Origin of the sequence: Aquabacterium olei (genome assembly GCF_003100395.1) — a bacterium.
Taxonomy (GTDB): domain Bacteria; phylum Pseudomonadota; class Gammaproteobacteria; order Burkholderiales; family Burkholderiaceae_C; genus Aquabacterium; species Aquabacterium olei.
The window spans coordinates 2,323,680-2,348,140 of sequence record NZ_CP029210.1 but is presented as its reverse complement, the minus strand read 5'-3'; the positions used below and the strand labels follow the sequence as shown (position 1 = coordinate 2,348,140).

Here is a 24,461-nt window from a genome sequence, read left to right as displayed (position 1 = left end):
GCCCAGGCTCAGGCTGCGCCGATGTTGGGCACGAAGCCCTGCGCGGGCTTGGTGATGGCCGACGGGTTGGCGGCCACGAAGTCCAGCATGCGGTCGATGCAGCCCTTGGCCTTGGCGCGGGTGGGCTCGTCCACCGTGATCTCGCCCGTGCCCTTGTCCAGGCAGTCGAGCACGCCCTGCAGGCCGTTCATGGCCATCCACGGGCAGTGCGCGCAGCTCTTGCAGGTGGCGCTGTTGCCGGCGGTGGGCGCTTCGATCAGCGTCTTGCCCGGCGCCAGCTGGCGCATGCGGTGCAGGATGCCGTTGTCGGTCGCGACGATGAACTCGCGCGCGGGCGACTCGATCACGGCCTTGAGCAACTGCGAGGTCGAGCCGACCACATCGGCCTGGTTGACCACGCTCTCGGGTGATTCGGGGTGCACCAGCACCAGGGCCTCGGGGTGGTCCTTCTTGAGCAGGTCGAGCTCCAGGCCCTTGAATTCGTCGTGCACGATGCAGGCGCCGTTCCACATCAGCATGTCGGCACCGGTCTGCTTCTCGATGTAGCGGCCGAGGTGGCGGTCGGGCGCCCACAGGATCTTCTCGCCCTGAGCCTTCAGGTGGTTGACGATGGCCAGCGCACACGAGCTGGTCACCATCCAGTCGGCGCGGGCCTTCACGGCGGCGCTGGTGTTGGCGTACACCACGACCTTGCGGTCCGGATGGGCGTCGCAGAACTTGGCGAAGTCGTCGGCGGCACAGCCCAGGTCGAGCGAGCAGGTGGCGTCGAGATCGGGCATCAGCACGCGTTTTTCCGGGCTGAGGATCTTGGCCGATTCGCCCATGAACTTCACGCCCGCCACGATCAGCGTCTGCGCGGCGTGGTCGCGGCCGAAGCGGGCCATCTCCAGCGAGTCGGACACGAAGCCGCCGGTCTCCCAGGCCAGGTCCTGCAGGTCGCCGTCGACGTAGTAGTGGGCGACGAGCACGGCGTTCTGGCGTTTCAGCTCTGCCTTGATCCGCTCCTTCACGCGGGTCTTCTCGTCGGGCGACAGAGGCGCGGGCACCTTGGCCCACGCGTGGGCCGTGCAGGTGGCGCCAGTGGCGTCCTGGCGGTCGTAGTCGTATTCAACGGTCTGGGCGGTGGACATGGCAGGGTCTCGGTGCGGGGACAAGGGACGGTCGCGATGATCGCCGATCTGCAGGTGGGGCGTGGTGGGCCGCGATCAAGACGGAGCCGTTCGCGGGGTCTGTCGGCGGCGGTCCAGCCAGGCGACCAGTTCGCACGACAGCCAGATGGCGTAGAAGGAAAAGAGCACGTCGCTCAGGTAGTGGCCACCCTGCAGGATGCGGCCGAAGCCGATCACGCTGCCACCCACGAGGCCGATGAGCAGCCAGCGGCGACGCCAGACGGGCCCGCAGGCCAGGCCGAGACACATCAGCGAGAAGCCGGTGGCGGCATGGCCGCTGGTGAAGCTGCGGTGGTGTTCGGGATCGGCGCCCAGCCGGAGCGGTGCCACATAGGGCGTGGGCCCGCCGAACTCGACGGTCTGAACCGGGCGCGGGCGCCCCATGGTGTTCTTCAGAATGCCTTCGACCACCAGGCCGTTGCCCAATGCCGCAGCCAACGCGGCCAGCGCTGCCACCCGGCGCCACGGGCCGGCACAGCGTTCGGCCGCGTCGGAACGCCCACGGCGTTGCAGCCAGCGGGCGATGGCGGGGGCTGCAAAGGCGAACAAGGCCATGGCCAGCAGCAGGGCGCGGCCGACCCAGGGCGTCCAGGTGTAGAGGGTGACGACCACGGGGTCCTGCGCGTGGATGAACCCGACCTCCGGCCGCCAGTAGCGTGCAGAGACCAGCAGATCCAGGCCGGGCAGCTTGCCGAAGATGGCCAAGGCAAAGAACAGCGTGCTCCAGATCAGGAAGGTGATCCGGTCGTTGACGTCTTGCTCGGTGGTGTCCGGCGTGGTGGCGGCGTGCTCAGGGCGCATCGGTCAGGGGCTCGGGCCGGTCGGCGCCGCTTTGCTGAAGGTAGGTCGCATGGTCGTAACCCAGGAAGCCACGCAGGAAGAACAGATGCAACTCGACGGCCCGATCCGGGCCCACGGCAACCTTGACCGACTTCATGGGACGCACGATGGCGAAGCGCCGGGTGATGGCATCGGGCTGCGGGTTGTCGGTCAGCAGCATCGCGTCCTGGCCCACCTTGTTGGGCAGGCTGCGCGTCATCTCGTAGTGGTTGTGGCGCACGCCGAGCGGATTCCACATGTAGGTGGCGACGCCCTGGTTGCGCCAGTGGTAGGCCGCATGCGTGATCAGCAGGCGCTGGTCCGTCAGCACGGGCAGGCCGCGTACGACAGGGTCCTGCAGCACCGGGGCCAACTGGGCCAGCGCCTCTTGCCAGCCGCGCATGCGCACCAGTACGTCGAGCCGCGAGGGCATCTGAGGGCCGGCGATTTCGCGCAGATGGAGCACGGCGCTGCTGAGCAGCAGGTTGACGGCCAGCACGGCCACCAGCCAGCGGCCCGGACGCGGTGCCGACAGCGGCACCAGGGGCTGGCTCAGGCGAGAGGCAATGAGCAGGGTGAAGCCGACCATCGACGGCGCCGCCCAGTTCACATGCGCATCGGCGTGGAAGGCCTGGGCCACCGCCACGATCTGCAGCGGCACACTCATGGCCCACAGAAAGCGGTAGCTGGACACCGAGGCCAGGTAGTACGCCGAGCCCCGCACGGCCGGGCGGCGAGCCGGGAAGGTGCCCGAGGTCGAGGGCGGCGACAGCGTCTGCTGGGAGGCCGCCCACTGGCTGGCGGGCACCGAGCCCGGCGGCGTGCTGGCCGCTTCGCGGCGCTGACGCAGCAGCAGCCAGACGCCGGCGAACACGGCCAGCGGTCCGAGCATGACGATCTGGCCGCCGAGGAAGCGGGCCACGGCGCCGAAGCCCCCGCTGCGGGTGGAGTCGGTGGTGATCTCGGCGGTGTGGGCCAGGGTGGGGAAGTCGTTCTGCACGTTCCACCACAGGTTGGGCGAGAGCAGGGCCAGCGCCACCAGCACCGTCAGCCATGGCCCCACACGCAGCACACCGCGCTTCGGGCCTTGCACGCCCCACAGCACCCAGATGGCGGTCAACGCAAACGCCGCCATGGTGTACTTGCCCATCAGGCCGACGCCGCACGCCACACCACACAGCAACCAGTAGCCCGCTCGGTCGGTCACCTGGGCACGCCACAGCATCCACGAGGCCAGTGTCCAGCACAGGATCAGCGGGGCATCGGTGCTGGCGAACAGGCCCATCAGGCTGGTGACCGGCAGCGTCATGAACAGTGCAGCCGCCACGATGCCGGTGCGCACGCCGCTGCTGGTGGGCCACAGAGCGCGGGCAAAGCCGACCATGGCCAGCGCCGTGGCCGGATACAGCAGCATGGGCAGCGCCTTGACGCCCAGCAGGCCGTCGCCGAACAGCGCGGTGCTCAGCCAGATCAGGCCGGCGATCAGGGGGGGCTTGGAGAAGAAGCCCCAATCCAGGTGCCGAGACCAGTCCCAATACTGCGCCTCATCGAAGAACAGCGAGATGCCGACGTGCTGCACCGCCCAGTAGCGGTAACCCATCAGCACGACGATGAAGGCCAGCAGCCAGCCCAGGCGCGGGCCCCACAGGCGTGGCCACCGCTGGGCAGTCGAGGGGGAGGGACGGTCTTGTGGCTGGGTCATGGTCCGGGGGCGTACGGCGTTGGATCAGGCGCGATGGTGCCAGCCAGCGGTGGGTGCCATCTCAGGGGCTTTGCTGGTGTGATAAGGCGCCACCTCACCGCGGTCGTAGTAAATGCGGATCAGGAGTTCGGCCAGCACGCCCGTGGTGAGGAACTGCAGGCCCCCCAGCACGCAGAAGAAGCCCAGCCACAGCAGGGGGCGGCCGCCGATGTCTTCGCCGAGCAGCTTGAGTGCACCCAGGTAGGCCAGGATCAGGCCGCCGACCATGCCGACCGCCAGGCCGACCCCCCCGAAGAAGTGCCCCGGGCGGCCCGAGAAGCGCAGGAAGAAGTTCACCGCCAGGAGGTCGAGCACGACGCGCAGCGTGCGCGAGATGCCGTATTTGGACTCGCCGCGGGTGCGGGCGTGGTGGCTGACCGGCTCTTCGGCCATGCGGGCCGGCGAGGTCACGGTGGCCATCCAGGCGGGGATGAAACGGTGCATTTCACCGTACAGGCTCACGCGCTTGAGCACGCTGGCGCGGTAGGCCTTGAGGCTGCAGCCCAGATCCTGGAACTCGAGCTGGGTGATCTTGCGGATCAGGCGGTTGGCAATGCGCGACGGCACCTTGCGCAGCAGCATGCCGTCCTGCCGGTTCTGGCGCCAGCCGGCCACCAGGTCCAGGTCTTCCTTGAGCAGGCGGGCCACCAGCTTGGGGATGTCCTTGGGGTCGTTCTGCAGGTCGCCATCGAGGGTAACGATGACGTCCCCGCGGGCCGCGTCGATGCCGGCCTGCATGGCGGCCGTCTGCCGGAAGTTGCGCCACAGGTGGATGGGGCGCACGTGCGGGCCGCGCAGGCGCGCCTGTTCGTCGAGCGCCTGGCGGGTGCCGTCGCGGCTGCCGTCGTTGACAAGCAGCAGCTCCCACTCGAAGCCGTAGTCGCCCAGCGCTTCGTGCACGGCCGTCACGAACGGTTCGACGTTGTCGACCTCGTTGTACATCGGCACGACGATGGAGAGGCGGTGCGGCGGCACGTCGCTCAGGACGTTGGACGGGGCTTGCGTGGCAAGGGTCATGGGCAGCTTTCGGAAGTCAGGGGGCCGGCGGTCAGCCGCGGCCGGAAGAAGCGGGGGTATGCGGGGCGGCCGGCCGCTCGATGTGGTTGAGCAGCGAGGCGATGGCGCCAGCCAGGACGGCACACAGCAGGAAGCACACATGCAGGGCAAGCGCCGCGGGGATGGCCTGGGCCAGTGCCGCCGAGCCGCGCGGCAGGTGCGCGGCAAAACCGGCCCACACGCCGGCCTCGTAGGTGCCGAAGCCGGCGGGACCCTGCAGGGGCACGATGGCTGCCAGCTCGCCGCCGAGAGCGCCCGACCAGGCAGTGCCCCACGGTGCGGTGCTGATGGCCGACAGCAGGCAGGCACCGGCGGCGAGTTTCAGGCTCCAGTTGGCCGCGGTGAAGAACCAGGCCAGCGGATGGTGGTGGGCGGGTTCGAGCAGCGCGTGGCGCACCTTGGTGAGCAGGCCGCGCAGGCCGCCGGGCACTGCGTCGGCGTTCGGGTGGGCGGCCAGCCATCGGGCCAGCAGCCGGTTGCCGATGTGCCACGCGCCCGCCACGGTGGCCAGTGCGCCGATGCGCATGGCCCAGTCCAGGCCCGGCCACAGCACGATGCCCAGCAGGATCAGCACGGCCAGGTCCTGCACCCGCATCCACAGCAGGCAGGCCACGGCCCGTGGCACGCTCAAACCCAGCTGGCGGGAGGCCAGCCAGGGAAAGCTCAATTCACCGGCGCGCATGGGCAGCAGGTTCACGGCGGCGTTGTGCATCAGGATGACGCGCAGTGCGTCCATCCGCAAGCCGAGCACGCGGCGGCTGGGTGGGGCGCTGCTGGCCAGATCGAACACGACCTGCACGCGCGCGGCCCGCAGCGCGTAGCTGCCGAGCAGGCCCGCCAGCGTCAACAGCCAGATGCCCGGGGCGGGGCGTTGCAGCGCGGCCGTGAGCTGGGCCAGCGGCACATGGCTCAACAACCACGCGAGCAGCCCCAGCCCCACGGCCCAGGCCACGGCCATGCGCGCCCGGCGTGCGGCCGGACGAGGGGCGTCGGAAGAAGGCGTCGGAGAAGCGGACACGGTGGCGGCGCTGGCAACAAGGCAACCTGTGATTGTCCCGCATCTTGGCGCCCGTGCGCGCGGCGCATTGCAAAGCGCGCGACACACAGGCCATGCGGAGGGCCGATCTAGAATCAATTTCAGTTTCAACCCTGCCCGATTGGGATGCATCCATGTCGAACACCTTTGCAACCTGCGACCTCTGCGACGAGCACAAGAACGACACCGACGGCGCTTTCCGCGTCCTGCCGCCCCTGTTCAAGGATTACGGTGGGCGCATCAAGTTCGCCGGCCCGGTCAGCACGGTGAAGTGCTTCGAGGACAACACGCTGGTGAAGGCTGCTGTGGATTCGCCGGGGCAGGGCCGGGTGCTGGTGGTGGACGGCGGCGGTTCGCTGCGACGGGCGCTGGTCGGCGGCAACCTGGGCAAGGCCGCGGCGCGCAACGGCTGGGCCGGGGTCGTGGTCTACGGTTGTGTACGGGATTCGGCCGAGCTCGCGGCATGCGACGTCGGCATCCGGGCGCTGGCGCTGATGCCGCTGCCCACCGAGAAACGCAACGAGGGCCAGACGGATGTGGCCGTGCAGATCGAAGGCGTGTGGATCCGCCCGGGCGACTGGCTGTACGCCGACGAGGACGGCATCGTCGTCATGGACAAGCCGGCCGCCTGACGTCCGGTTGACGCGGGTGACCGCGCGACGCTGAGTTCGCCTCAGGGCGTGGGGGCTGGCCAGCGCATGCCGGCATCCAGCTGCCACCGCCACAGTGCGAGCCAGGCCTCGGTTTCGGCCTGGGCCGATTGCAGGGCCTGCTCGCGGGCCAGTCGGCGTGCCTGCAGTACCTGATCGAGGGGCCCCTCACCCAGCCGATACCCCTTGTTCAGCGCCTCTGCCGCCTCTTCCAGACGGGCGAGGGCGTCGCGTTGCCAATGCCAGCGGGCCATCGCGTCGTGCGTGGCCTGCCAGCGCTGCTGCAGCGTGGCACGGGCCTCGGCCAGTTCGGCCGCCTGCTGCGCGGTCGCAGCGCGGTAGCGCGCCTGCTGGGCCTGCGCAGCCAGATCCCGATAGGCACCGCCCAGCGGCCAGTTCACCTGCAGCAGCAGGGCCTGTTCGGCGCCGCTGCGGTCCCGCGCGAGCTGAACGCCCACGGTGGGGGTGCCACGGCGGGCTGCGTCGGCCTGACGGGCCTGTTGCGCGCCCACATCCAGCAAGGCCAGGGCGCGAACCTGGGCCGGGTGGCGCTGCAGCAGGGCCTGCATGGTGGCTTCATCCAGATTGGCAGGAACCGCCTGCAAGGCGGACTCGGCCGCTGCCCAGCTCTCCGGTGCGAGCGGCGACGGGCTGCGAGGCCAACCGGGCAGGGTCAGGCTCAGGCGGCGCTCCAGCGCAAGCAGGCGCTGGCTGGCGGCCGCGGCCTGAGCGCGGGCCTGCGCCAGCGCCGCTTCGGCCTGCACGGCGTCCAGCCGGGCCGCGTCACCCAACTGCACTCGCTTGCGCACGCCGTCGGCCTGCTGCCGGGCCACTTCGACCTGGGCATTCCAGATGCTGGCCTGGCGCGCTGCGAGCAGCCAGTCGGCGTGGTTGTCCAGCACCTGGGCAGCCAACTCGTTCCATCCCAGCAGCAGGGCGGCTTCGCCTGCGCGGCGCGCTGCGTCTGCCGTCGCTTCGTCGGCGGCCTGTTGACCGGGCAGGCGCACCGGGCGGCTCAGGCCGGTCTGCCATTCCCGCGTGCCGGGCTCGCCCGAGGCCGGGCCCCGGTAGCGACGCGTTCCGCCGCTCAGGTCGACCGCCCATTCGCCAGGGCCCACGGCGGTCTGCCGGGCCTGCGCAAGGTCTGCTTCCCGCTGTGCAAGGTGGCTCTGCCAGAGTGGATGGGTGCTCAGCACGGAGAGCGTCACTGCATCCGGAGGCAGGGGCTCGCTGGCTTCGGCCGTGAAGGCGAGGAGCGCAGCCAGGGCGCATGCCACGGCCAGCCCCAACGGGCGTGCGGGTGGGGGCCCCGAGCGGCGGGCGGTGGGGATCATGGTCAGGCTCCTGTGGGGTGCGCGGTGCCCTGCACGCCGTGGCGCTCGTACATGATCGGCAAGAGCAGCAGCGTGAGCGCGGTGGAGGTGAGCAGGCCGCCGATGACGACGATGGCAAGCGGGCGCTGGATCTCGCTGCCGGGGCCGGTGGCGAACAGCATGGGCAGCAGGCCGCCCGCGCTGATGGAGGCAGTCATGAGCACGGGGCGAAGCCGCCGTTGCGCACCTTCGATCACCGCCTGACGGGCGGGCAGCCCTTCGGCAATGAGCTGGTTGAAGTGGCTGACCATCACGACGCCGTTGAGCACCGCGATGCCCAGCAGGGCGATGAAGCCGACGGAGGCGGGCACCGAGAGGTACTCGCCGGCGAGCGCCAGGCCCAGCACGCCGCCAATGAGCGCCAGCGGGATGTTGGAGAGCACCAGCGCGGCCTGGCGCACGGAGCCGAATGTGGAATACAGCAGGAAGAAGATGAGCCCGAGCGAAACGGGGACGACCAGCGCCAGACGGCGGGCGGCGCGCTGCTGGTTCTCGAACTGGCCACCCCAGGTGAGGCTGTAGCCGGTCGGCAGCTGGATGGCGGACGCCACCTGGGCGCGCGCTTCTTCCACGAAGCCGACCAGGTCGCGCCCGGTCACGTTGGTCTGTACCACCACGTAGCGCTGGCCTTGTTCACGGTCGACCTTGACCGGGCCGTCGGTCCGTTCGAGCTTGGCAATGCTTCTCAGGGGCACCGCCTGACCGTCCGGGGTGCCGACACGCAGGGCGGCGAAGGCTTCGGGATCGTCCCGCAGCGTGCCGCCGCCGCGAATCACCAGCGGGGTGCGGCGGCCCTCTTCGTGCACGATGCCGATGGGGCGTCCCTCCACCCACCGGCGAAGGTCGGCCTGCACGCCCTGGCTGTCGAGGCCCAGTCGGCCGGCCGCTTCACGGTCTACCCGGACCTGGAGGTATTGCACGCCATCGTTGCGCAGCGTGAGGGTGTCGGTGGCGCCAGGAATGGCGGCCACCAGCTTCTCGGTCTGCGCCGCCAGCGCATTCAGCCGGGCCAGGTCGGTGCCGTAGATCTTGATGGCCACGTCGCCCCGCACACCGGTGAGCATTTCCGACACGCGCATGTCGATCGGCTGCGTGAAGGTGATGTCGACCCCGGGAAAGTCGTGCATGACGGTGCGTAGTTCGTCGATGAGCCAGTCCTTGGACGGGTTGCGCCACGTCTCCTGCGGCTTGAGCACCATGAAGACGTCGGTCTGGTTCAGCCCCATCGGGTCGAGGCCCAGTTCGTCCGAGCCACTGCGCGCGATGACGGCCTCCACCTCTGGCACCCGGGCGAGGATGGCCTGCTGCACGTTGCGGTCCATGTTCACAGCGGCATCCAGGCTGATGGAGGGCAGCTTTTCGAGCTGCATGATGATGTCGCCTTCGTCCAGCACGGGCATGAAGGTCTTGCCGATCTGGGTGAACAGGCCGGCGGCCAGCAGCAGCGACACCAGCGCGCTGCCGATGACGCGGCGGGGATGGGCCACCGCCAGGCCCAGCAGGTGCGCGTAGCCGCGGTCCAGATGGCGCATCAGCCAGGGGGTGGAATGCACGCCGACGCGCAGCAGCCATGACGACAGCACGGGCACCAGCGTGAGCGACAGCAGCAAGGACACCGACAGCGCAAAGACGATGGTGAGCGCCACCGGCCCGAAGAGCTTGCCCTCCAGCCCCTCCAGCGTGAGCAGCGGCAGGAACACGATCACGATGATCGCCATGCCGGAGGCCACGGGCTGCGCCACCTCGCGCGCGGCATCGAGCACCACGTCGCGCAGTGGGCGCCGGTTGGCATCGCCGTGGGCCAGGTGGTTCTCGATGTTCTCCACCACGACCACGGCCCCGTCCACCAGCATGCCGATGGCGATGGCCAGCCCGCCCAGGCTCATCAGGTTGGCCGACAGCCCGTACCACCGCATCAACAGAAAGGTGCCCAGCGCCGACAGGGGCAGCATCACCGCCACGACGATGGCCGCGCGCAGGTTGCCCAGAAAGGCCAGCAACAGGGCGAGCACCAGCACCACGGCTTCCAGCAGGGCCTTGCCCACGGTGTAGATAGCCCGGTCGACCAGCGTGCCCCGGTTGTAGAACGGCGTGATGACCATGCCGGGGGGCAGCGAGCCTTTCAGCGTGTCGAGCCGCTGCGTCACCAGGTCGACCAGCTCGCGCGCGTTTGCCCCCCGCAGCGACAGCACCAGCCCTTGCACGGCCTCGCCCTGGCCGTTGCGGGTGACGGCGCCATAGCGCGTGAGCTCGCCCAGGCGCACCTCGGCGATGTCGCCCACGCGGGTCACGCGGCCATCGTCGTGCCGCCGCACCACGGTGTGGCGCACATCGTCGAGTGTCCGGATGGCGCCTTCTGCGCGCACGATCAACGCTTCTTCGCCGGCACGGAGGCGGCCTGCGCCGTCGTTGCCGTTCTGCTGGCGCAGGGCGGTTTCCACATCATCGAGGCGGATGCCCTGTCCCTGCAGCGCCAGGGGCGAGGGCTCGACCTCGAACGTCTGCACGCGTCCGCCCAGGCTGTTCACGTCGGCCACACCGGGCAGGGTGCGCAGCGCCGGTCGGATCACCCAGTCGAGCACCCGGCGCCGCTCCGCCAGCGACTGCGGTCCTTCCACGGTGAACATGAAGACCTCGCCCAGCGGCGTCGTGATGGGGGCCAGGCCGCCTGAAGCGCCGGGCGGCAGCACCTCCATGACCCCGGCCAGTCGCTCGTTGACCTGCTGGCGCGCCCAGTAGATGTCGGTGCCGTCTTCGAAGTCGAGGGTGATGTCGGCCAGGGCGTACTTCGAGGTGGAGCGCAGCATCTTCTGCTGCGGAATGCCGAGCAGCTCCTGTTCGATGGGGGCGGTGATGCGGGTCTCGACTTCTTCCGGCGTCATGCCGGGCGCCTTGATGATGACCTTGACCTGGGTGCCCGACACATCGGGGAAGGCGTCGATCGGCAGCTTCTGCCAGGCGAACAGGCCGCCGCCGACCAGCATGGCGACCAGCAGCAGAACCAGGACGCGCTGCGACAGCGCGGCGGAGATGAGGCGGTTGAACATGGTCCAGCCTTCAACGCGGCAGCAAGGCCTTGAGCGCCGCGGTGCCCCGCATCACCACCTGGCTGCCGGCAGGCACGCCAGTGACGGTGACCTCATCGCCCTGGCGCGACAGCAGCATCACGTCGAGCAGTTCAAAGCGCTCGCCGCTGCGGGCCACGAAGACCTGCTGGACATCGCCTGCCGTCGGCATCAGCGCATTGGCGGGCAGGGCGACGCCGTTCTCCTGGTTGCGGCGTTGCAGGCGCACCCGCACCAGCTCGCCCGGTTGCCAGTCTGCCTGTGGCTCGCTCAACTTGGCACGCACTGTGCGCGACTGGCTGCGCGGGTCGACCAGCGGCCCCACCGTCACCACCCGCCCCGCCGTGGGAGCCGCCGTCCCACTGGGGGCCACCAACTGCACGGCATCACCCGGGCGAATGCCATGGGCCTCGCGAGCGGGCACCTGCAGGTCCACCCACAGGGGCCGGAGGATGGCCAGCCGGTACAGGGGCGTCATGGCCTCGACCCGCTGGCCCACTTCGGCGAGTTGCGCCAGAACCTGCCCCTGGATCGGCGCCGTCAGTGACACCAGCCCATCGGCCTGGACGCGCGCGCCGCCGGTGGTCGCCCGCAGCGCCGAGCGGCGCTCATCGGCCAGTGCCTGGGCCTGACGTGCCTGGGCGCGCGCCGCCTCCAGCCGCGCCTGGGGGATCAGGCCCTCGCGGAACAGTGCCTCGTCGCGCGCCAGCTGGCGCTGGGCCAGGTCGAGCTGGCTGCCGCTTTGCAGCACGTCGCGCTGGAGTTCCTGCGATTGGGCGCTGCGGATGCGCACCAGCACCTGGCCCGGTCGCACCGTGTCGCCCACGCTGACGGACAACGCCTCGATCAGGCCGGCCGCCGGTGCGGCCACCACGCGCTGCTGCGCAGGCGGGATGACGATCTCACCTGGGTAATCCTGCCAGGCGCCGGCGCTGGGCTTGGCCGCCGCCAGCACGATGCCCAGGCGGCCGCGTTGCGTGGCGGACACGGGCTCGGTCAGCGGGCCGGCCGTTGCGACCAGGGGCAGCGCCAGAAGCCCGGCGAGGCACAGCGTGCGCACCTGCCCGAGAAACCGGGCAGCCGCTGGGGCAGGGCGGGAGAGCAGGGGCACAACAAGGAGCAGCATGAGACGCGATCGAGTCAAGGCGCTGTCAGCGTGCGCCCTGCAACTGAACCGAGCCTGAAGATCGACCCGGATGCCCGGTGATATGGTCTCGACATGACCCGTGCGGCCGTGTCCGCCGCACCTTGCCGGAGCCCGCGCCATGCGCCTGTTGTTGCTGGAAGACGATGCCATCCTGGGCGAAGGCCTGCGCGATTTCCTGCGCGCGGAAGGGCATCTTGTCGACTGGGTGACCCGGCTGCTGGATGCTCGCGCGATGCTGGGCGAGCCCTACGACGCGCTGCTGGTGGACTGGCAGCTGCCCGACGGATCTGGGTTGGATCTGGTGCGCCGCTTGCGCCGCGAGGGCGATGGGCGACCGATCCTGATGCTCACCGCGCGTGACCTGCTGAAAGACCGGCTGGAAGGCCTCGACTCGGGCGCGGACGATTACCTGATCAAGCCGTTCGAGCCGGAAGAACTGGTGGCCCGCCTCCACGCCGTGCGCCGCCGCAGCATCGGCGCGCCCAGCGGGCTCGTGCGCCTCGGTGACATCGAGGTCGACCTGGCCGGCTGCACGGTGTGGCGTCTGGAGGAGGCGGGGGGCCGCCAGCGCGTGGAGCTGACCGCCCGCGAATGGTCCGTGCTGGAGGCGCTTGTCACCCGCGCGGGCCGGCTGGTCTCCAAGACCGATCTGGAAGGGTTGATCCTCGGCCCGGAGCGCGACGTGACCAGCAACGTGCTTGAGGTCTACATCGGCAGCCTGCGCCGCAAGCTGGGCCGCAGCCTCATCGACACGGTGCGCGGCCTGGGCTACCGCATCGACACGGGTGTGGCCGGATGACCGCCCGCGTGCTGCCCTCGATGCGCGCCCGGCTCTCGCGGGTCGTGCTGACGCTGTCGCTCGTGTGGGGCGTGCTCATGGCGCTGGCGGTGGGCCTGATGCTGCATCGGGCGCTCGACGTGCTGCTGGACCAGGGCTTGCAGGAGTCGGCCGAAATCCTGTACGGCCTGGCGCAGGTGGCCGGCGAGGATGTCCACCGCGGCATGGGCATGCTGCCCGCACCGCCGCATGACGAAGGTCTGGTCTGGCAGCGCGTTTCGGCGGGCGGGCAGGTGCAGCTGCGTTCGCACAAGGCACCGCTCGCGCCGCTGAGCAACCGGCTGGACAAGGGGTTCACGGACGAGGGGCCCTGGCGCGTCTACACGTTGCCGTTTCCTGGGCAGCAGGGCCGGCTGCTCGTGGCCCAGCCGGAAGCCCACCGTGACCACACGCAGTGGGCGACGCTGGCGGGCACGCTGGGCCTCGCCTTGCTGGTGGGCCTCACGTCGGTACTGTGGCTCAACCGGCGGCTTCAGCGCGAGTTGCAGCCGCTGCAGGCCCTTTCGGCGGCCGTGGCGCGCTACAACCCGCTCGAGGCGGGCGGCGCGCGAACCTTGCCCGAGCCCCCGCGTGCCGAGCTGGTGCCCATGGCCCACGCCATCGCCGACCTGGGCCAGCGCCTCGCGGCCCGGGTGGACCACGAGCGTGCGTTTGCAGCGCATGCGGCCCACGCACTGCGCACGCCGCTGGCCGGCATGGACGCGCAACTGGCCGTGGCCCTGCGTGAGGCGCCCGACAACCTGCGCCCGCGCCTGACGCAGACCCGCGAGGCCGCCACCCGCCTGCGCACGGTGGTCACCGCGCTGATCAGCCTGTTTCGCGCCAGCGGCGAATTGCGCCGTCAGCCGCTTGAGCTCGCATCGCTCATGGCCCGGCTGCCTGTGCGCGGGGTGCAGGTCACGGTGGCACCCGACGCCGGGGTGGAGGCCGACGCCGATTTGCTGTCTGCCGCCCTGATGAACCTGCTTGACAATGCGGCGCGCCACCAGGCAACACAGGTGGAGGTTGCCGTGCGGCGCGAGGCCGGTGACGGCGCCTGTTGCGTCATCCTGCGAGACAACGGCACCGGCATCACGCCCGAGCGGCAGGCTGCCGTGAACGCCGCGCTGGCGTCCGGGCAGGGCGGCGACGTGCTAGGCCTGGGCCTCACGCTCGCAGAACAGGTGGCGCGCATGCACGGTGGCCGTCTGGTCCTGCACACGCACGCGGCGGAACCCGATGGCACCCCGGGCGGGGTGAGCGTCGAGCTCTGCCTGGGCCCGCTCAGGCCATCAGGGCCAGCACCCGATCCAGACCGCCTTCATTGATCGCCACCATCGCCTGTTCGCGCACTTTCGGCTTGGCGTGGTAGGCCACGCTCAAGCCCGAGACGCCCATCATCGGCAGGTCGTTGGCGCCGTCACCCACGGCAATCGATTGCCTGGGATCGCAGCCGAGGCGCGCGCACAGGGCCAGCAGGTGCTGCTTCTTGGCCTCGCCGTCGACGATGTCGCCCAGCACGCGGCCGGTCAGCAAGCCGCCCTCGACCTCCAGCGTGTTCGAGTGCGCCTCGTGCATGCCCAGGCGGGCCTTCACGCGGTCGGCGAAGAAGGTGAAACCGCCTGACACCAGCAGGGTCTGCAGGCCGGCTGCCTTGGCCGCGTCGATCAGTTCCGGGGCGCCGGGGTTGATCTTCAGGCGCTCGTCGTACACGCCCTGGAGGGCTTCAGCCGGCACGCCCTTGAGCAGGGCCACGCGGCGGCGCAGGCTGTCCTTGAAGTCGGTGATCTCGCCGCGCATGGCGGCCTCGGTGATCGCGGCGACCTCGGCCTTCTTGCCCACCGCATCGGCGATCTCGTCGATGCATTCGATGCTGATCAGGGTCGAATCCATGTCGAAGGCAATGGCCTTGAAATCAGCCAGCTTCAGCGGCGGCGCGATGTGCTGGATGACGAGACCGGGGGCGAATTCGATGGCAGGCATGGACAGGGCGGCGGCAATGCGGACAATCCGCGATTATCCCCGGAGAGCGCCCATGTCGACCCCCTCGTCCCGCCCCATCCCGCCGGCAGCCCGGCGTCGCGAGGCCTTCGCGCACGACATGCTGGCGCGGATGGCCGATCTGGGCGACGTACAGGCCCGGCCCATGTTCGGCGGCCATGGCCTGTTCCGCCACGGCCTGATGTTCGCGATCACGATGGACGAGCGGCTGTACTTCAAGACCGACGCCGAGTCGGCGCCGGCATTCGAGCAGCAGGGGCTGCAGCCCTTTTGCTACACCGACCGGCACGGCCGCGAGGGCGCGCTGCGCTACCACGAGGCCCCCGCCGAGGTCTACGAAGACCCGCAGGCCATGCACCGCTGGGCCATGCTCGGCTGGGAGACTGCCTTGCGTGCCCAGGCCCGGCCTGCACGCTCGCGCACGGCGGCGCGCAAAGACAGCACGCCCGTGAAGGCCCCCGCCGCCCTGACCGACCTGCCCAACCTGGGACCGGCCAGTGCTGCCATGCTGGCCAAGGCGGGCATCCGCACGGTGGCTGCGTTGCGGCGCCTGGGCGCGGTGCGGGCCTTCGTGCGCACCCGTGCAGCGTGCCCGGGCGCCAGCCTCAATCTGCTCTGGGCCCTGGAGGGCGCGCTCACGGGTCGCCCCTGGCAGGCGGTGGCCGCAGAAGACCGCGCAGCGCTGTTGATGGCCCTGGAGGACGCACGGGGCAACGCCCTCCCTGGCGTTGAATGATCCTGTTGGTGATACAACGCAGCCCTGGACCGCAGTACAACCAGGAGACAGACACCATGCCCCGTTCCCTCGGCGCCATGCCGCGCCTCGCCTTGCTTGCTTCGCTCACCCTCGCGGCCGTTGGGCCGGCCCACGCCGCCGCGCCGTCTGCGCCCGCCAGCGCGCGCGGGGTGGCCTACGTGAGCCATCAGGACGCCGGCATCGCCGTGATCGACCTCGACACCTTCCAACTCCGCGCCGAGCTCGCGGTGGAGGGGCAGGGGGCCCGCGGCATCGGCCTCACCGAGGACGGGCAGAAGCTCGTCGTTGCCGTGCGCGAGTCCGGCGACGTCCAGATCATCGACATCGCCAGCAAGATGGTCGTGCAGCGCATACACGTCGGCAAGAACCCGGAGTTCGTGCGGGTGCGCGGTGACCTGGCCTTCGTGTCGTACGAGCCGTCGTCGACGGGCAAGCCGCCCAAGCCCGGCGCCCACGACGCCCGAAAGGCCGATGACGATGGCGACGAAGAACCCGCGCGTGTTGCGGTCATCGACCTCAAGCAGCGCAAGGTGCTGCGTCACATCGTGTGCGGCGCCGAGACAGAGGGCATCGAGATCACACCGGACGGCCAGCGCATCGTCGTCACCAACGAGGCCGACCACACGCTGACCCTGCACGACGTGCGTACGGGCAAGCGCCTGAAGACGGTCGACACCAAGCGCTACGGCGTGCGCCCGCGCGGCATCAAGCTTTCGCCCGACGGCCAGACCTTTGTCGCCACGCTCGAGTTCGCCAACAAGCTGCTGGTGCTGGACCGCGACCTCAAGCCCCTGCGCACGGTCGACACCGGCGCCTCGCCGTACGGTGTGGCCTTCGACAGCACGGGCAAGCATGTGCTGGTGGCCGCGGCGCGCGACCAGAAACTGCAGGTGTTCGACGCCCGCAGTTTCGACAAGGTGGCCGAGGTGCCGGTGGGCGAGCGCTGCTGGCACTTCAGCTTCACCCCCGACGAGCGTCAGGTGCTGGTCACCTGTGGTCGCTCGAAGGAAACCCTGGTGGTGGATACCGCCAGCTGGCAGGTCACGCAGAAGCTGCCCACGCAGGGGCTGTCCTGGGGCGTGCTGACCTGGCCCCGCGCCATGGGCAGCCTGGACCAGCGCTGATCAGGCCTTGATCGGCTGACCGAGGGCCCGCAGCAGGTCGCGCACGTACTGTGCGCGGTCCTTCGGGTCCTTCAGTTCCTTCTCGATGCGCAGCTTGTCGTTGCCCGCCAGCTTGATGTGGCGGTTCTTCTGCACCAGCTCGATGATGCGCATGGGCTCGACCGGCGGGTTGGGCCGGAAGGTGATGTTGATCACGCCGGGCGCCGCGTCGATCTTGATCACGCCATAGGGCTTGGACTGCACGCGCAGCTTGTGCGTGTCGAACAGCGCCTGCGCCTGCGGCGGCAGCTTGCCGAAGCGGTCGACGATCTCCTCCAGCATGGTCTCGATCTTGTCGAGAGAGTCGGCGGTGGCCAGGCGCTTGTACAGGCTCAGGCGCACGTGCACGTCGCCACAGAAGGCATCGGGCAGCAGCGCGGGCGCGTGCAGGTTCACATCGGTGTTGCTGCCAAACATGCCCAGCGGCGACAGCAGGTCGGGCTCCTTGCCCGCCTTCAGCGACTTCACCGCCTCGGCCAGCATCTCGTTGTAGAGCTGGAAGCCCACCTCCATCATGTTGCCGCTCTGGCTGTCGCCCAGCACCTCGCCGGCGCCACGGATCTCCAGGTCGTGCATGGCCAGATAGAAGCCGCTGCCCAGCTCTTCCATGTTCTGGATGGCGTCCAGGCGCTGCGCGGCCTGCTTGGTCAGGCCTTCCACATCGGGCACGAGCAGGTAGGCGTAGGCCTGGTGGTGCGAGCGGCCCACGCGCCCGCGCAGCTGGTGCAACTGCGCCAGGCCGAACTTGTCGGCCCGCGTGATCACGATGGTGTTGGCCGAAGGCACGTCGATGCCGGTCTCGATGATGGTCGAGCACAGCAGCACGTTGAAGCGCTGGGCCACGAAGTCGCGCATCACGCGCTCCAGCTCGCGCTCCGGCATCTGGCCGTGGGCGATGCCGATGCGCGCCTCGGGCAGCAACTCCACCAGCTTGTCGCGCCGGTTCTCGATGGACTCCACCTCGTTGTGCAGGAAGTAGACCTGGCCGCCGCGCTTCAACTCGCGCAGCACCGCCTCGCGGATCGTGTTGCTGCTTTCGCTGCGCACAAAGGTCTTGATCGCCAGACGCCGCTGCGGTGCGGTGGCGATCACGCTCAGGTCGCGCAGGCCTTCCATCGCCATGCCCAGCGTCCTCGGGATCGGCGTGGCCGTCAGCGTCAGCACGTCGATGTCCGCGCGCATGGCCTTGATGGCCTCCTTGTGGCGCACGCCGAAACGGTGCTCCTCGTCGATGACGAGCAGACCCAGGCGCTTGAACTTGACGGACTCGCTCAGCAGCTTGTGCGTGCCCACGATGATGTCGATCGAGCCGTCTTCCAGCCCCTGCATCGCCGCCTTGATCTCCTTGGCCGAGCGGAAGCGCGACATCTCGGCCACCTTCACCGGCCACTGCGAGAAGCGGTCCGAGATGTTCTGGTAGTGCTGCTCGGCCAGCAGCGTGGTGGGCGCCAGCAGCGCCACCTGCTTGCCGCCCGTCACGGCCACGAAGGCCGCCCGCAGTGCCACCTCGGTCTTGCCGAAGCCCACGTCGCCGCACACCAGGCGGTCCATCGGCCGTGGGCTGATCATGTCTTGCACGACCGCGTGGATGGCCGCGCGCTGATCGGGCGTCTCCTCGAAGCCGAAGCTGGCCGCAAAGGCCTCGTAATCCTGCGCCGAGAAGCGGAAGGCAAAGCCCTCGCGCGCCGCACGCCGCGCGTACAGGTTCAGCAACTCGGCCGCGGTGTCGCGCACCTGCTCGGCGGCCTTGCGCTTGGCCTTGTCCCACTGCGGCGAGCCCAGCTTGTGCAGCGGCGCTTCTTCTGCGCTCACGCCGGTGTAGCGGCTGATCAGGTGCAACTGCGACACGGGCACGTACAGCGTGGCCTTGTCGGCGTACTCCAGGTGCAGGAACTCGGAAGGGCCGTCGCCCAGGTCGAGGTTGATCAGACCCTGGTAGCGCCCGATGCCGTGGTTGCTGTGCACCACCGGGTCGCCCACGTTCAGCTCGCTCAGGTCCTTGATCAGCGAGTCGACGTCGGTGGCCTGCTCGTTCTTCTTGCGCCGGCGCGTGGTCGGCGTCGCGTCGAACAGCTCGGTTTCGGTGACGAGGTGCAGCGCCCGCTCGCCGTCCTGCCAGATGAAGCCCGCAGCCAGCGGCGCGGCCGTGATCGCATGGCGGTGGTCGCTCTCGGCAAAGGCCTGCAGCGTGTCCAGCGAGGGCAGGTTGATGCGGTGGTCGCGCAGCAGCTCCATCAGGCTTTCGCGGCGGCCGGCGCTTTCGGCCACCACCAGCACGCGCGCCGCCGTCTTGTTGATGTGCGATTCGAGCTTGTTCAGCGGGTCCTGCCCGCCTCGGGTCACCGCCAGATCGGGCAGCGGGCGCGCCCAGTCCACCGGCTCGCTGCCACGCACCACCAGCGTCGCATGCACATTGGCCAGCGTGAAGAAGTCCTCCACCTTCAGGTACAGGTCTTCTGGTGGCAGGATGGGGCGTTCCGGGTCGTGCTGCAGGAAGCGGTGGCGCTCCTTGGTCTCCGTCCAGAAGCGGCGCAGCGCCTCGTCGATGTCACCGTGCAGCACCAGGGCCGCCTGCTCGCCCAGATGGCCGAAGAAGGTCGCCGTCTCATCGAAGAACAGCGGCAGGTAGTACTCGATGCCCGCCGTGGCCACGCCGTTGCCGATGTCCTTGTAGATGCGGGACTTGGTCGGGTCACCCTCAATGCGCTCGCGCCAGCGGTTGCGGAACGCGCCGCGCGCCGCCTCGTCCATCGGGAACTCGCGACCCGGCAGCAGGCGCACCTCGGGCACGGGGTACAGGCTGCGCTGCGTGTCCGGATCGAAGGTGCGGATCGAGTCGACCTCGTCACCGAACAGGTCCACGCGATACGGCACGGGCGAGCCCATCGGGTAGAGGTCGATCAGCCCGCCGCGCACCGCGTACTCGCCCGGCGACACGACCTGGCTCACGTGGTTGTAGCCCGCCAGCGTCAGCTGCGACTTCAGCGCGGCCTCGTCCAGCTTCTGCTTTTGCTTGAAGTGGAAGGTGTAGGCGGCGAGGAAGGAGGGCGGCGCCAGGCGCGTCAGCGCGGTGGTGGCCGGCAGCAGCACCACGTCCACACCGGTCTCGGCACCCACGCCCTGCTGGATCTTCCACAGCGTGGCCAGCCGCTCCGAGATCAGGTCCTGGTGCGGCGAGAAGGTGTCATACGGCAACGTCTCCCAGTCGGGGAACACGCTGCAGCGCAGATCGGGCGCGAAGAACGCCATCTCATCCAGCAGGCGCTGCGTGTCGGCCGGATCGGCCGTGATCACGCACGTCAGCTGGCGCTGCGCCTTGCGCCCCTGGGCGTACTGCGCCAGCAGCAGCGCATCGGCCGAGCCGGGCGGGCGGGGCAGGGTGTAGCGTTTGCCGGGGGCGATGGAGGGCAGGGGCAGCTTAGGCAACATGGCGCGCAACAATGACAAAGCGCCCGAACCGAAGGCGGTGCGGGCGTGATGACGTGATTCTAGGCCGCCAGATTGACGTCCCACGATGCCGCGGCCATGGCCCGGGCGGTGTCCCGTGTTTGACGCGGCCTCGGCGAGCGCGCCGCCCCCGCGCCTTCTTCCGGGACAATGCGGGCATGTTTGCCGTGACACCCGACCCGACCTTCCGCCCTCGCTGTTTTGCCATCGTCCCCTGTGCCGGGGTGGGGGAGCGTGCCGCGGCCGGGGGGCCCAAGCAATACCATCCGGTGGCCGGGCAGGCCCTGGTAGCGCACACCTTGTCGGCGCTCGCCCGCGTGGCCCGGCTCGATGCCACGCTCGTTGTGCTGTCGCCGTCGGATGACCAGTTCGAGCGCCACGTGCCCCACTTTGGCGGCGAGCACGCCTGGGTGGCGCGCGTCGGCGGTGCTTCGCGGGCCGAGAGCGTGCTCAACGGGATGGACGAACTCGTCGCCCGCGGGGCCCAGCCGCACGACTGGGTGCTGGTGCACGACGCGGCGCGCTGCCTGGTCGAGCCGGCCTGGGTCGACCGGCTGATGGCCGAGTGCGAAGACGACGAGGTCGGTGGCCTGCTGGCGCTGCCCCTGGCCGACACCCTCAAGGCGGGGGCCTCAGGTGCCGATGGCGCGGCGCGGGCCACCACCACGGTCGACCGCCGTGACAAGTGGGCCGCCCAGACCCCCCAGGTCTTTCGCCTGGGGCTGCTGCAACCCGCCTTGCGCCATGCGCTGGCTGACCCCGTGACCGCGGCCGCCATCACCGACGAGGCCAGCGCCATCGAGGCCCTGGGCCACCAGCCGCGTCTGGTCGTCGGCAACTACGAGAACATCAAGGTGACCTGGCCGGGCGACTTCGCCCTGGCCGAGCGCCTGCTGCGCACGCGGGCCTGAAGCGCCGCCTGCCGGGTGCCCTTACCAGGACACCTCCTGCTCGGGCGTGGCCTTGATGCGGTGGATCGACAGGTCGGCGCCTTCGAACTCTTCTTCCTGGCTCAGACGCAGGCCAGCCACCTTGTTCAGCACGCCGTAGACCAGGCCGCCCGTCGCCAGCGCACACAGCACCACGATGACGGTGCCCAGCACCTGGGTGCCCAGGTTCACGCCGCCAATGCCGCCCAGTGCCTGCTGGCCGAAGACCCCGGCGGCCATGCCGCCCCATGCGCCGCACAGCCCGTGCAGCGGCCACACACCCAGCACGTCGTCGATCTTCCAGCGGTTCTGCACCAGCGTGAACATCACCACGAAGATGGCCCCCGCGATGGCGCCCACCACCAGCGCACCGGCCGGATGCATGATGTCCGAGCCCGCACACACGGCCACCAGGCCCGCCAGCGGGCCGTTGTAGGCAAAGCCCGGGTCGTTCTTGCCCATCAGCACGGCCACCAGCGTGCCGCCCACCAGGGCCATCAGCGAGTTCACCGCCACCAGGCCCGAGATCTTGTCGATCGTCTGCGCGCTCATCACATTGAAGCCGAACCAGCCCACGGCCAGAATCCACGAGCCCAGCGCCAGGAAGGGGATGCTCGACGGCGGGTGGGCCGACATCGCGCCATCCTTGCGATAACGGTTGCGGCGCGCACCCAGAATCAGCACGGCCGGCAGTGCGATCCAGCCACCGAACGCATGCACCACCACCGAGCCTGCGAAGTCATGCATGGGCGCGCCCGTCACTGACTGCAGCCAGTCTTCAAAGCCGAAGCGGTTGTTCCACACGGCGCCCTCCACCAGCGGGTAGGCCAGTCCCACGATCACTGCGGTGGCCATCAGCTGCGGACCAAACTTGGCGCGCTCGGCAATGCCGCCCGAGATGATGGCGGGAATGGCCGCTGCGAAGGTCAGCAGGAAGAAGAACTTCACCAGTGCATAGCCGTTGTTCTGTGCCAGCGTGCCGGCCCCGACCATGAAGTCCACGCCGTAGGCGACGGTGTAGCCCACGAAGAAGTACACCAGCGTCGACACACAGAAATCCACCAGGATCTTGACCAGGGCGTTGACCTGGTTCTTGTGGCGCACGGTGCCCAGTTCCAGAAAGGCGAAGCCCGCGTGCATCGCCAGCACCATCACGGCGCCCAGAAGAATGAACAGCGCGTCAGCGCCTTGTTTGAGTTGCTCCATGCTCGGCTTTCACGAAAGAACGCGATGGCGCACTGAGCTGGGGCCGAGTGCGCCATCTTGGGTTGATGCGCACCAAGAGAAAGCAAGAGAAGTGCCAAGGATTGCGGACGTGCGCGCCGCTGGTGCACGGCCTGCCCTGCACGCCGCTGGTGCATGGATGCGGCCGAAGTGTGCACGCCGATGGTGCATTCGCGCTGGCCGGATGGCGGCCGCTGTGCGCGCGACAATGCCACCATTCAAGCAACGATGAACGCATCCGCCATGAACCTGCCCCCTCTGCGCGTGGGCGAAGGCTGGGACACCCATGCCCTCGTCTCGGGTCGCCCGCTCATCCTGGGCGGCGTCACCATTCCGCACACCCACGGCCTGCTCGGCCATTCCGACGCTGACGCCCTGCTGCATGCCATCACCGACGCCCTGCTTGGCGCGGCTGGCCTGGGCGACATCGGCCGCCATTTCCCTGACACCGACCCGCAGTTCAAGGGCGCCGATTCTGTCGTGCTGCTTACAGAGGCCGCCCGCCGTGTGGCCGAGGGCGGCTGGGGCATCGTCAACGTCGACAGCACCATCGTGGCCCAGGCGCCCAAGATGGCGCCCCACATCCCGGCCATGCGCGCGCGCATCGCGAGCGTCCTCGGGCTGGCCCAGGACGCCGTCAACGTGAAGGCCAAGACAGCCGAGAAGATGGGGCCGGTGGGCGAGGGCCGCGCCATCGAGACGCGGGCCGTATGCCTGCTCTACCGGCGCTGAGCCTCAGGGCGCGCGGCGCAGCTTGATGTGCGCCACCAGCCCGCCGCCCGGTGCGTTGGCGAGTTCCAGGGCGCCGCCCATGCGCTGCAGGGCCTTGTCCACAATGGCCAGCCCCAGCCCGGCGCCGGTGGCCGCTGTGCGGGCTGCGTCCCCGCGGAAGAAGGGCGTGGTCAGCGCCGCCAGCTTTTCAGGTGCCACGCCCGGACCGTGGTCCCGCACGCTCAGAATCACCCATGAGCCGGATCGCGTGTAGCTCACGTCTACATTGGTCACGCCCGTGTAGGTGTTGCGCCCGTAGCGCCGCGCGTTCTCGAACAGGTTCATCAGCACGCGGCTGAGTTCGGTCTCGTCGGCCATCACCCGCGTGTCGATCGGCAGCTTGGCCGTGATGCGGATGCGCTTGGTGTCCCGGAACTGGCTGATCGCCTTGTCCACCACCGACGACACGTGCACCGGCACCAGCTCCACCTCGCCGGGGCGGGCGTAGTCCATGAACTTGTCGATGATGGCGTCGAGCTGATCGATGTCGGCCGCGATGTTGCGCTTGGCTTCCTCGTCCACCACGCTCATCTCGGCCTCCAGCCGCAACCGTGCCAGCGGGGTGCGCAGGTCATGCGAGATCCCGGCCAGCATCACCGCCCGGTCTTCCTCCACCTTGGCCAGCTCGCGCGCCATGCGGTTGAAGCCCTGGTTCACCTCGCGGATCTCCCGCGTGATCATCGACTCGTCCAGCACCGAGTCGTACTCGCCCTCGCGAATCCGACTGGCCGCAAACGACAACTCCTTCAACGGCTGGTTGATCAGTCGGGCGATCACCGCAGATCCCAGCAGCGTGGCCAGCAGCGCAATGCCCACCCAGACGAACCAGGTCTTGCCCGTCAGCGGCACGATGCGGTTGGCATCGGCCTGCAGCCAGTAGTTGTCTCGCTCGATCTGGAAGCCCACCCACAGGCCGGCCTTGCCATTCACCGCGCTGGCCACCACGGTGCTGGGCCCCAGGCGTGAGCGGAGTTCCTGCCCGATGGTCCGCGTGAAGCGGTTCACCTCGAAGGGCTCATAGCGGTCGGTCGGCTCCCGGGGTTTCAGCACGATCGCTTCCTGGTCGAACAGCGTCTTGACCAGCGTGACGCGGTTGATGCTGTCGGCGTAGCGCAACGCCGCGCGCGACAGGTTGACCAGGCTGGCCACCTGCTGGGCGGCCTGCACCGACCGGGGCTCGAACTCGAGCGCCCGGAAGGTCTGGACCCAGGCCACGATGCCGGCGGTCAGCAGCAGACCCAGGAGGATGAAGGTCCGCCAGAACAAGCTGAGGGCAAACCGTTTGCGCGCCATCGA

At 69.5% G+C, this 24,461-nt stretch carries 19 protein-coding genes; 7 read left to right on the top strand and 12 right to left on the bottom strand.

The genetic code is table 11. The annotated features are described in order from the left end of the window. Positions 1–8: 8 nt before the first annotated feature. From nadA to DEH84_RS10545, 5 genes are all read right to left on the bottom strand, one after another. Positions 9–1,130, bottom strand: a complete 1,122-nt coding sequence (gene nadA / locus DEH84_RS10565; RefSeq protein ID WP_109036816.1) for a quinolinate synthase NadA — start codon at positions 1,128–1,130, stop codon at positions 9–11. Between the two features lie 75 nt (positions 1,131–1,205). Beyond that, positions 1,206–1,970, bottom strand: a complete 765-nt coding sequence (locus DEH84_RS10560; protein ID WP_109036815.1) for a phosphatase PAP2 family protein — start codon at positions 1,968–1,970, stop codon at positions 1,206–1,208. Further along, on the bottom strand, positions 1,960–3,690 hold the full coding sequence (locus tag DEH84_RS10555) for a glycosyltransferase family 39 protein (protein ID WP_109036814.1): 1,731 nt from the start codon (positions 3,688–3,690) through the stop codon (positions 1,960–1,962). The genes DEH84_RS10560 and DEH84_RS10555 overlap by 11 nt, the downstream gene beginning before the upstream one ends. 24 nt (positions 3,691–3,714) lie before the next feature. Beyond that, positions 3,715–4,746, bottom strand: a complete 1,032-nt coding sequence (locus DEH84_RS10550) for a glycosyltransferase family 2 protein (RefSeq protein ID WP_109036813.1) — start codon at positions 4,744–4,746, stop codon at positions 3,715–3,717. A gap of 31 nt (positions 4,747–4,777) precedes the next feature. After that, complete coding sequence (locus tag DEH84_RS10545; protein WP_159098931.1) at positions 4,778–5,803, bottom strand: lysylphosphatidylglycerol synthase transmembrane domain-containing protein; 1,026 nt, start codon at positions 5,801–5,803, stop codon at positions 4,778–4,780. Between the two features lie 152 nt (positions 5,804–5,955). Here DEH84_RS10545 and rraA point away from each other — a divergent pair, with 152 nt between their 5' ends. Continuing rightward, on the top strand, positions 5,956–6,453 hold the full coding sequence (gene rraA / locus DEH84_RS10540) for a ribonuclease E activity regulator RraA (protein ID WP_109036811.1): 498 nt from the start codon (positions 5,956–5,958) through the stop codon (positions 6,451–6,453). A 41-nt stretch (positions 6,454–6,494) separates the two neighbouring features. Here rraA and DEH84_RS10535 read toward each other — a convergent pair whose 3' ends face one another. Genes DEH84_RS10535 through DEH84_RS10525 form a run of 3 tightly spaced genes read right to left on the bottom strand, consistent with a single transcriptional unit; the run spans position 6,495 to position 12,035 of the window. Next, a complete protein-coding gene (locus DEH84_RS10535; protein ID WP_109036810.1) occupies positions 6,495–7,805 on the bottom strand; it encodes a TolC family protein in 1,311 nt (436 codons plus the stop codon). Positions 7,806–7,807: 2 nt separating this feature from the next. Continuing rightward, the gene (locus DEH84_RS10530) at positions 7,808–10,891 is read right to left on the bottom strand and encodes an efflux RND transporter permease subunit (protein WP_109036809.1); all 3,084 of its coding nucleotides are present in this window, start codon (positions 10,889–10,891) and stop codon (positions 7,808–7,810) included. 10 nt (positions 10,892–10,901) lie between these two features. Next, entirely contained in the window at positions 10,902–12,035 is a 1,134-nt protein-coding gene (locus tag DEH84_RS10525) for an efflux RND transporter periplasmic adaptor subunit (protein ID WP_159098930.1), read from the bottom strand. Between the two features lie 139 nt (positions 12,036–12,174). Here DEH84_RS10525 and DEH84_RS10520 point away from each other — a divergent pair, with 139 nt between their 5' ends. Next, positions 12,175–12,855, top strand: a complete 681-nt coding sequence (locus DEH84_RS10520; protein WP_109036807.1) for a response regulator transcription factor — start codon at positions 12,175–12,177, stop codon at positions 12,853–12,855. Beyond that, the gene (locus DEH84_RS10515; protein ID WP_109036806.1) at positions 12,852–14,201 is read left to right on the top strand and encodes a sensor histidine kinase; all 1,350 of its coding nucleotides are present in this window, start codon (positions 12,852–12,854) and stop codon (positions 14,199–14,201) included. The genes DEH84_RS10520 and DEH84_RS10515 overlap by 4 nt, the downstream gene beginning before the upstream one ends. Here DEH84_RS10515 and serB read toward each other — a convergent pair. Beyond that, positions 14,158–14,856, bottom strand: coding sequence for a phosphoserine phosphatase SerB (serB, locus tag DEH84_RS10510; RefSeq protein WP_109036805.1), 699 nt, complete (start codon positions 14,854–14,856; stop codon positions 14,158–14,160). The genes DEH84_RS10515 and serB overlap by 44 nt on opposite strands. Positions 14,857–14,908: 52 nt before the next feature. On the opposite strand from serB, the gene DEH84_RS19130 reads away from it, so the two are divergent. Further along, on the top strand, positions 14,909–15,610 hold the full coding sequence (locus DEH84_RS19130) for a TfoX/Sxy family DNA transformation protein (protein ID WP_159098929.1): 702 nt from the start codon (positions 14,909–14,911) through the stop codon (positions 15,608–15,610). 56 nt (positions 15,611–15,666) lie between these two features. Continuing rightward, the gene (locus DEH84_RS10500) at positions 15,667–16,755 is read left to right on the top strand and encodes a YVTN family beta-propeller repeat protein (RefSeq protein ID WP_245932561.1); all 1,089 of its coding nucleotides are present in this window, start codon (positions 15,667–15,669) and stop codon (positions 16,753–16,755) included. Here the strand turns inward: DEH84_RS10500 and mfd are convergent, their stop codons facing one another. Continuing rightward, a complete protein-coding gene (gene mfd / locus DEH84_RS10495; RefSeq protein WP_425428951.1) occupies positions 16,756–20,223 on the bottom strand; it encodes a transcription-repair coupling factor in 3,468 nt (1,155 codons plus the stop codon). It lies immediately after the preceding gene. A gap of 176 nt (positions 20,224–20,399) precedes the next feature. Between mfd and ispD the strand changes: the two genes are divergently transcribed. After that, complete coding sequence (gene ispD, locus DEH84_RS10490) at positions 20,400–21,152, top strand: 2-C-methyl-D-erythritol 4-phosphate cytidylyltransferase (RefSeq protein ID WP_109036804.1); 753 nt, start codon at positions 20,400–20,402, stop codon at positions 21,150–21,152. 21 nt (positions 21,153–21,173) lie between these two features. Here ispD and DEH84_RS10485 read toward each other — a convergent pair whose 3' ends face one another. Continuing rightward, positions 21,174–22,376 (bottom strand): ammonium transporter, encoded by a 1,203-nt coding sequence (locus tag DEH84_RS10485; protein WP_109036803.1) that lies wholly within the window; start codon positions 22,374–22,376, stop codon positions 21,174–21,176. A 261-nt stretch (positions 22,377–22,637) separates the two neighbouring features. Between DEH84_RS10485 and ispF the strand changes: the two genes are divergently transcribed. Beyond that, the gene (gene ispF, locus DEH84_RS10480) at positions 22,638–23,126 is read left to right on the top strand and encodes a 2-C-methyl-D-erythritol 2,4-cyclodiphosphate synthase (RefSeq protein ID WP_109038331.1); all 489 of its coding nucleotides are present in this window, start codon (positions 22,638–22,640) and stop codon (positions 23,124–23,126) included. Positions 23,127–23,129: 3 nt separating this feature from the next. Here ispF and DEH84_RS10475 read toward each other — a convergent pair whose 3' ends face one another. Next, complete coding sequence (locus tag DEH84_RS10475) at positions 23,130–24,458, bottom strand: sensor histidine kinase family protein (RefSeq protein ID WP_109036802.1); 1,329 nt, start codon at positions 24,456–24,458, stop codon at positions 23,130–23,132. Positions 24,459–24,461: the final 3 nt, after the last annotated feature.

What these genes read in the sequence shown, in the direction of transcription:
- nadA (WP_109036816.1), bottom strand. Translation starts at nt 1,130, where the DNA reads ATGTCCACCGCCCAGACCGTTGAATACGACTACGACCGCCAGGACGCC.
- DEH84_RS10560 (WP_109036815.1), bottom strand. Translation starts at nt 1,970, where the DNA reads ATGCGCCCTGAGCACGCCGCCACCACGCCGGACACCACCGAGCAAGAC.
- DEH84_RS10555 (WP_109036814.1), bottom strand. Translation starts at nt 3,690, where the DNA reads ATGACCCAGCCACAAGACCGTCCCTCCCCCTCGACTGCCCAGCGGTGG.
- DEH84_RS10550 (WP_109036813.1), bottom strand. Translation starts at nt 4,746, where the DNA reads ATGACCCTTGCCACGCAAGCCCCGTCCAACGTCCTGAGCGACGTGCCG.
- rraA (WP_109036811.1), top strand. Translation starts at nt 5,956, where the DNA reads ATGTCGAACACCTTTGCAACCTGCGACCTCTGCGACGAGCACAAGAAC.
- DEH84_RS10535 (WP_109036810.1), bottom strand. Translation starts at nt 7,805, where the DNA reads ATGATCCCCACCGCCCGCCGCTCGGGGCCCCCACCCGCACGCCCGTTG.
- DEH84_RS10530 (WP_109036809.1), bottom strand. Translation starts at nt 10,891, where the DNA reads ATGTTCAACCGCCTCATCTCCGCCGCGCTGTCGCAGCGCGTCCTGGTT.
- DEH84_RS10525 (WP_159098930.1), bottom strand. Translation starts at nt 12,035, where the DNA reads ATGCTGCTCCTTGTTGTGCCCCTGCTCTCCCGCCCTGCCCCAGCGGCT.
- DEH84_RS10520 (WP_109036807.1), top strand. Translation starts at nt 12,175, where the DNA reads ATGCGCCTGTTGTTGCTGGAAGACGATGCCATCCTGGGCGAAGGCCTG.
- DEH84_RS10515 (WP_109036806.1), top strand. Translation starts at nt 12,852, where the DNA reads ATGACCGCCCGCGTGCTGCCCTCGATGCGCGCCCGGCTCTCGCGGGTC.
- serB (WP_109036805.1), bottom strand. Translation starts at nt 14,856, where the DNA reads ATGCCTGCCATCGAATTCGCCCCCGGTCTCGTCATCCAGCACATCGCG.
- DEH84_RS19130 (WP_159098929.1), top strand. Translation starts at nt 14,909, where the DNA reads ATGTCGACCCCCTCGTCCCGCCCCATCCCGCCGGCAGCCCGGCGTCGC.
- DEH84_RS10500 (WP_245932561.1), top strand. Translation starts at nt 15,667, where the DNA reads ATGCCCCGTTCCCTCGGCGCCATGCCGCGCCTCGCCTTGCTTGCTTCG.
- mfd (WP_425428951.1), bottom strand. Translation starts at nt 20,223, where the DNA reads ATGTTGCCTAAGCTGCCCCTGCCCTCCATCGCCCCCGGCAAACGCTAC.
- ispD (WP_109036804.1), top strand. Translation starts at nt 20,400, where the DNA reads ATGTTTGCCGTGACACCCGACCCGACCTTCCGCCCTCGCTGTTTTGCC.
- DEH84_RS10485 (WP_109036803.1), bottom strand. Translation starts at nt 22,376, where the DNA reads ATGGAGCAACTCAAACAAGGCGCTGACGCGCTGTTCATTCTTCTGGGC.
- ispF (WP_109038331.1), top strand. Translation starts at nt 22,638, where the DNA reads ATGAACCTGCCCCCTCTGCGCGTGGGCGAAGGCTGGGACACCCATGCC.
- DEH84_RS10475 (WP_109036802.1), bottom strand. Translation starts at nt 24,458, where the DNA reads ATGGCGCGCAAACGGTTTGCCCTCAGCTTGTTCTGGCGGACCTTCATC.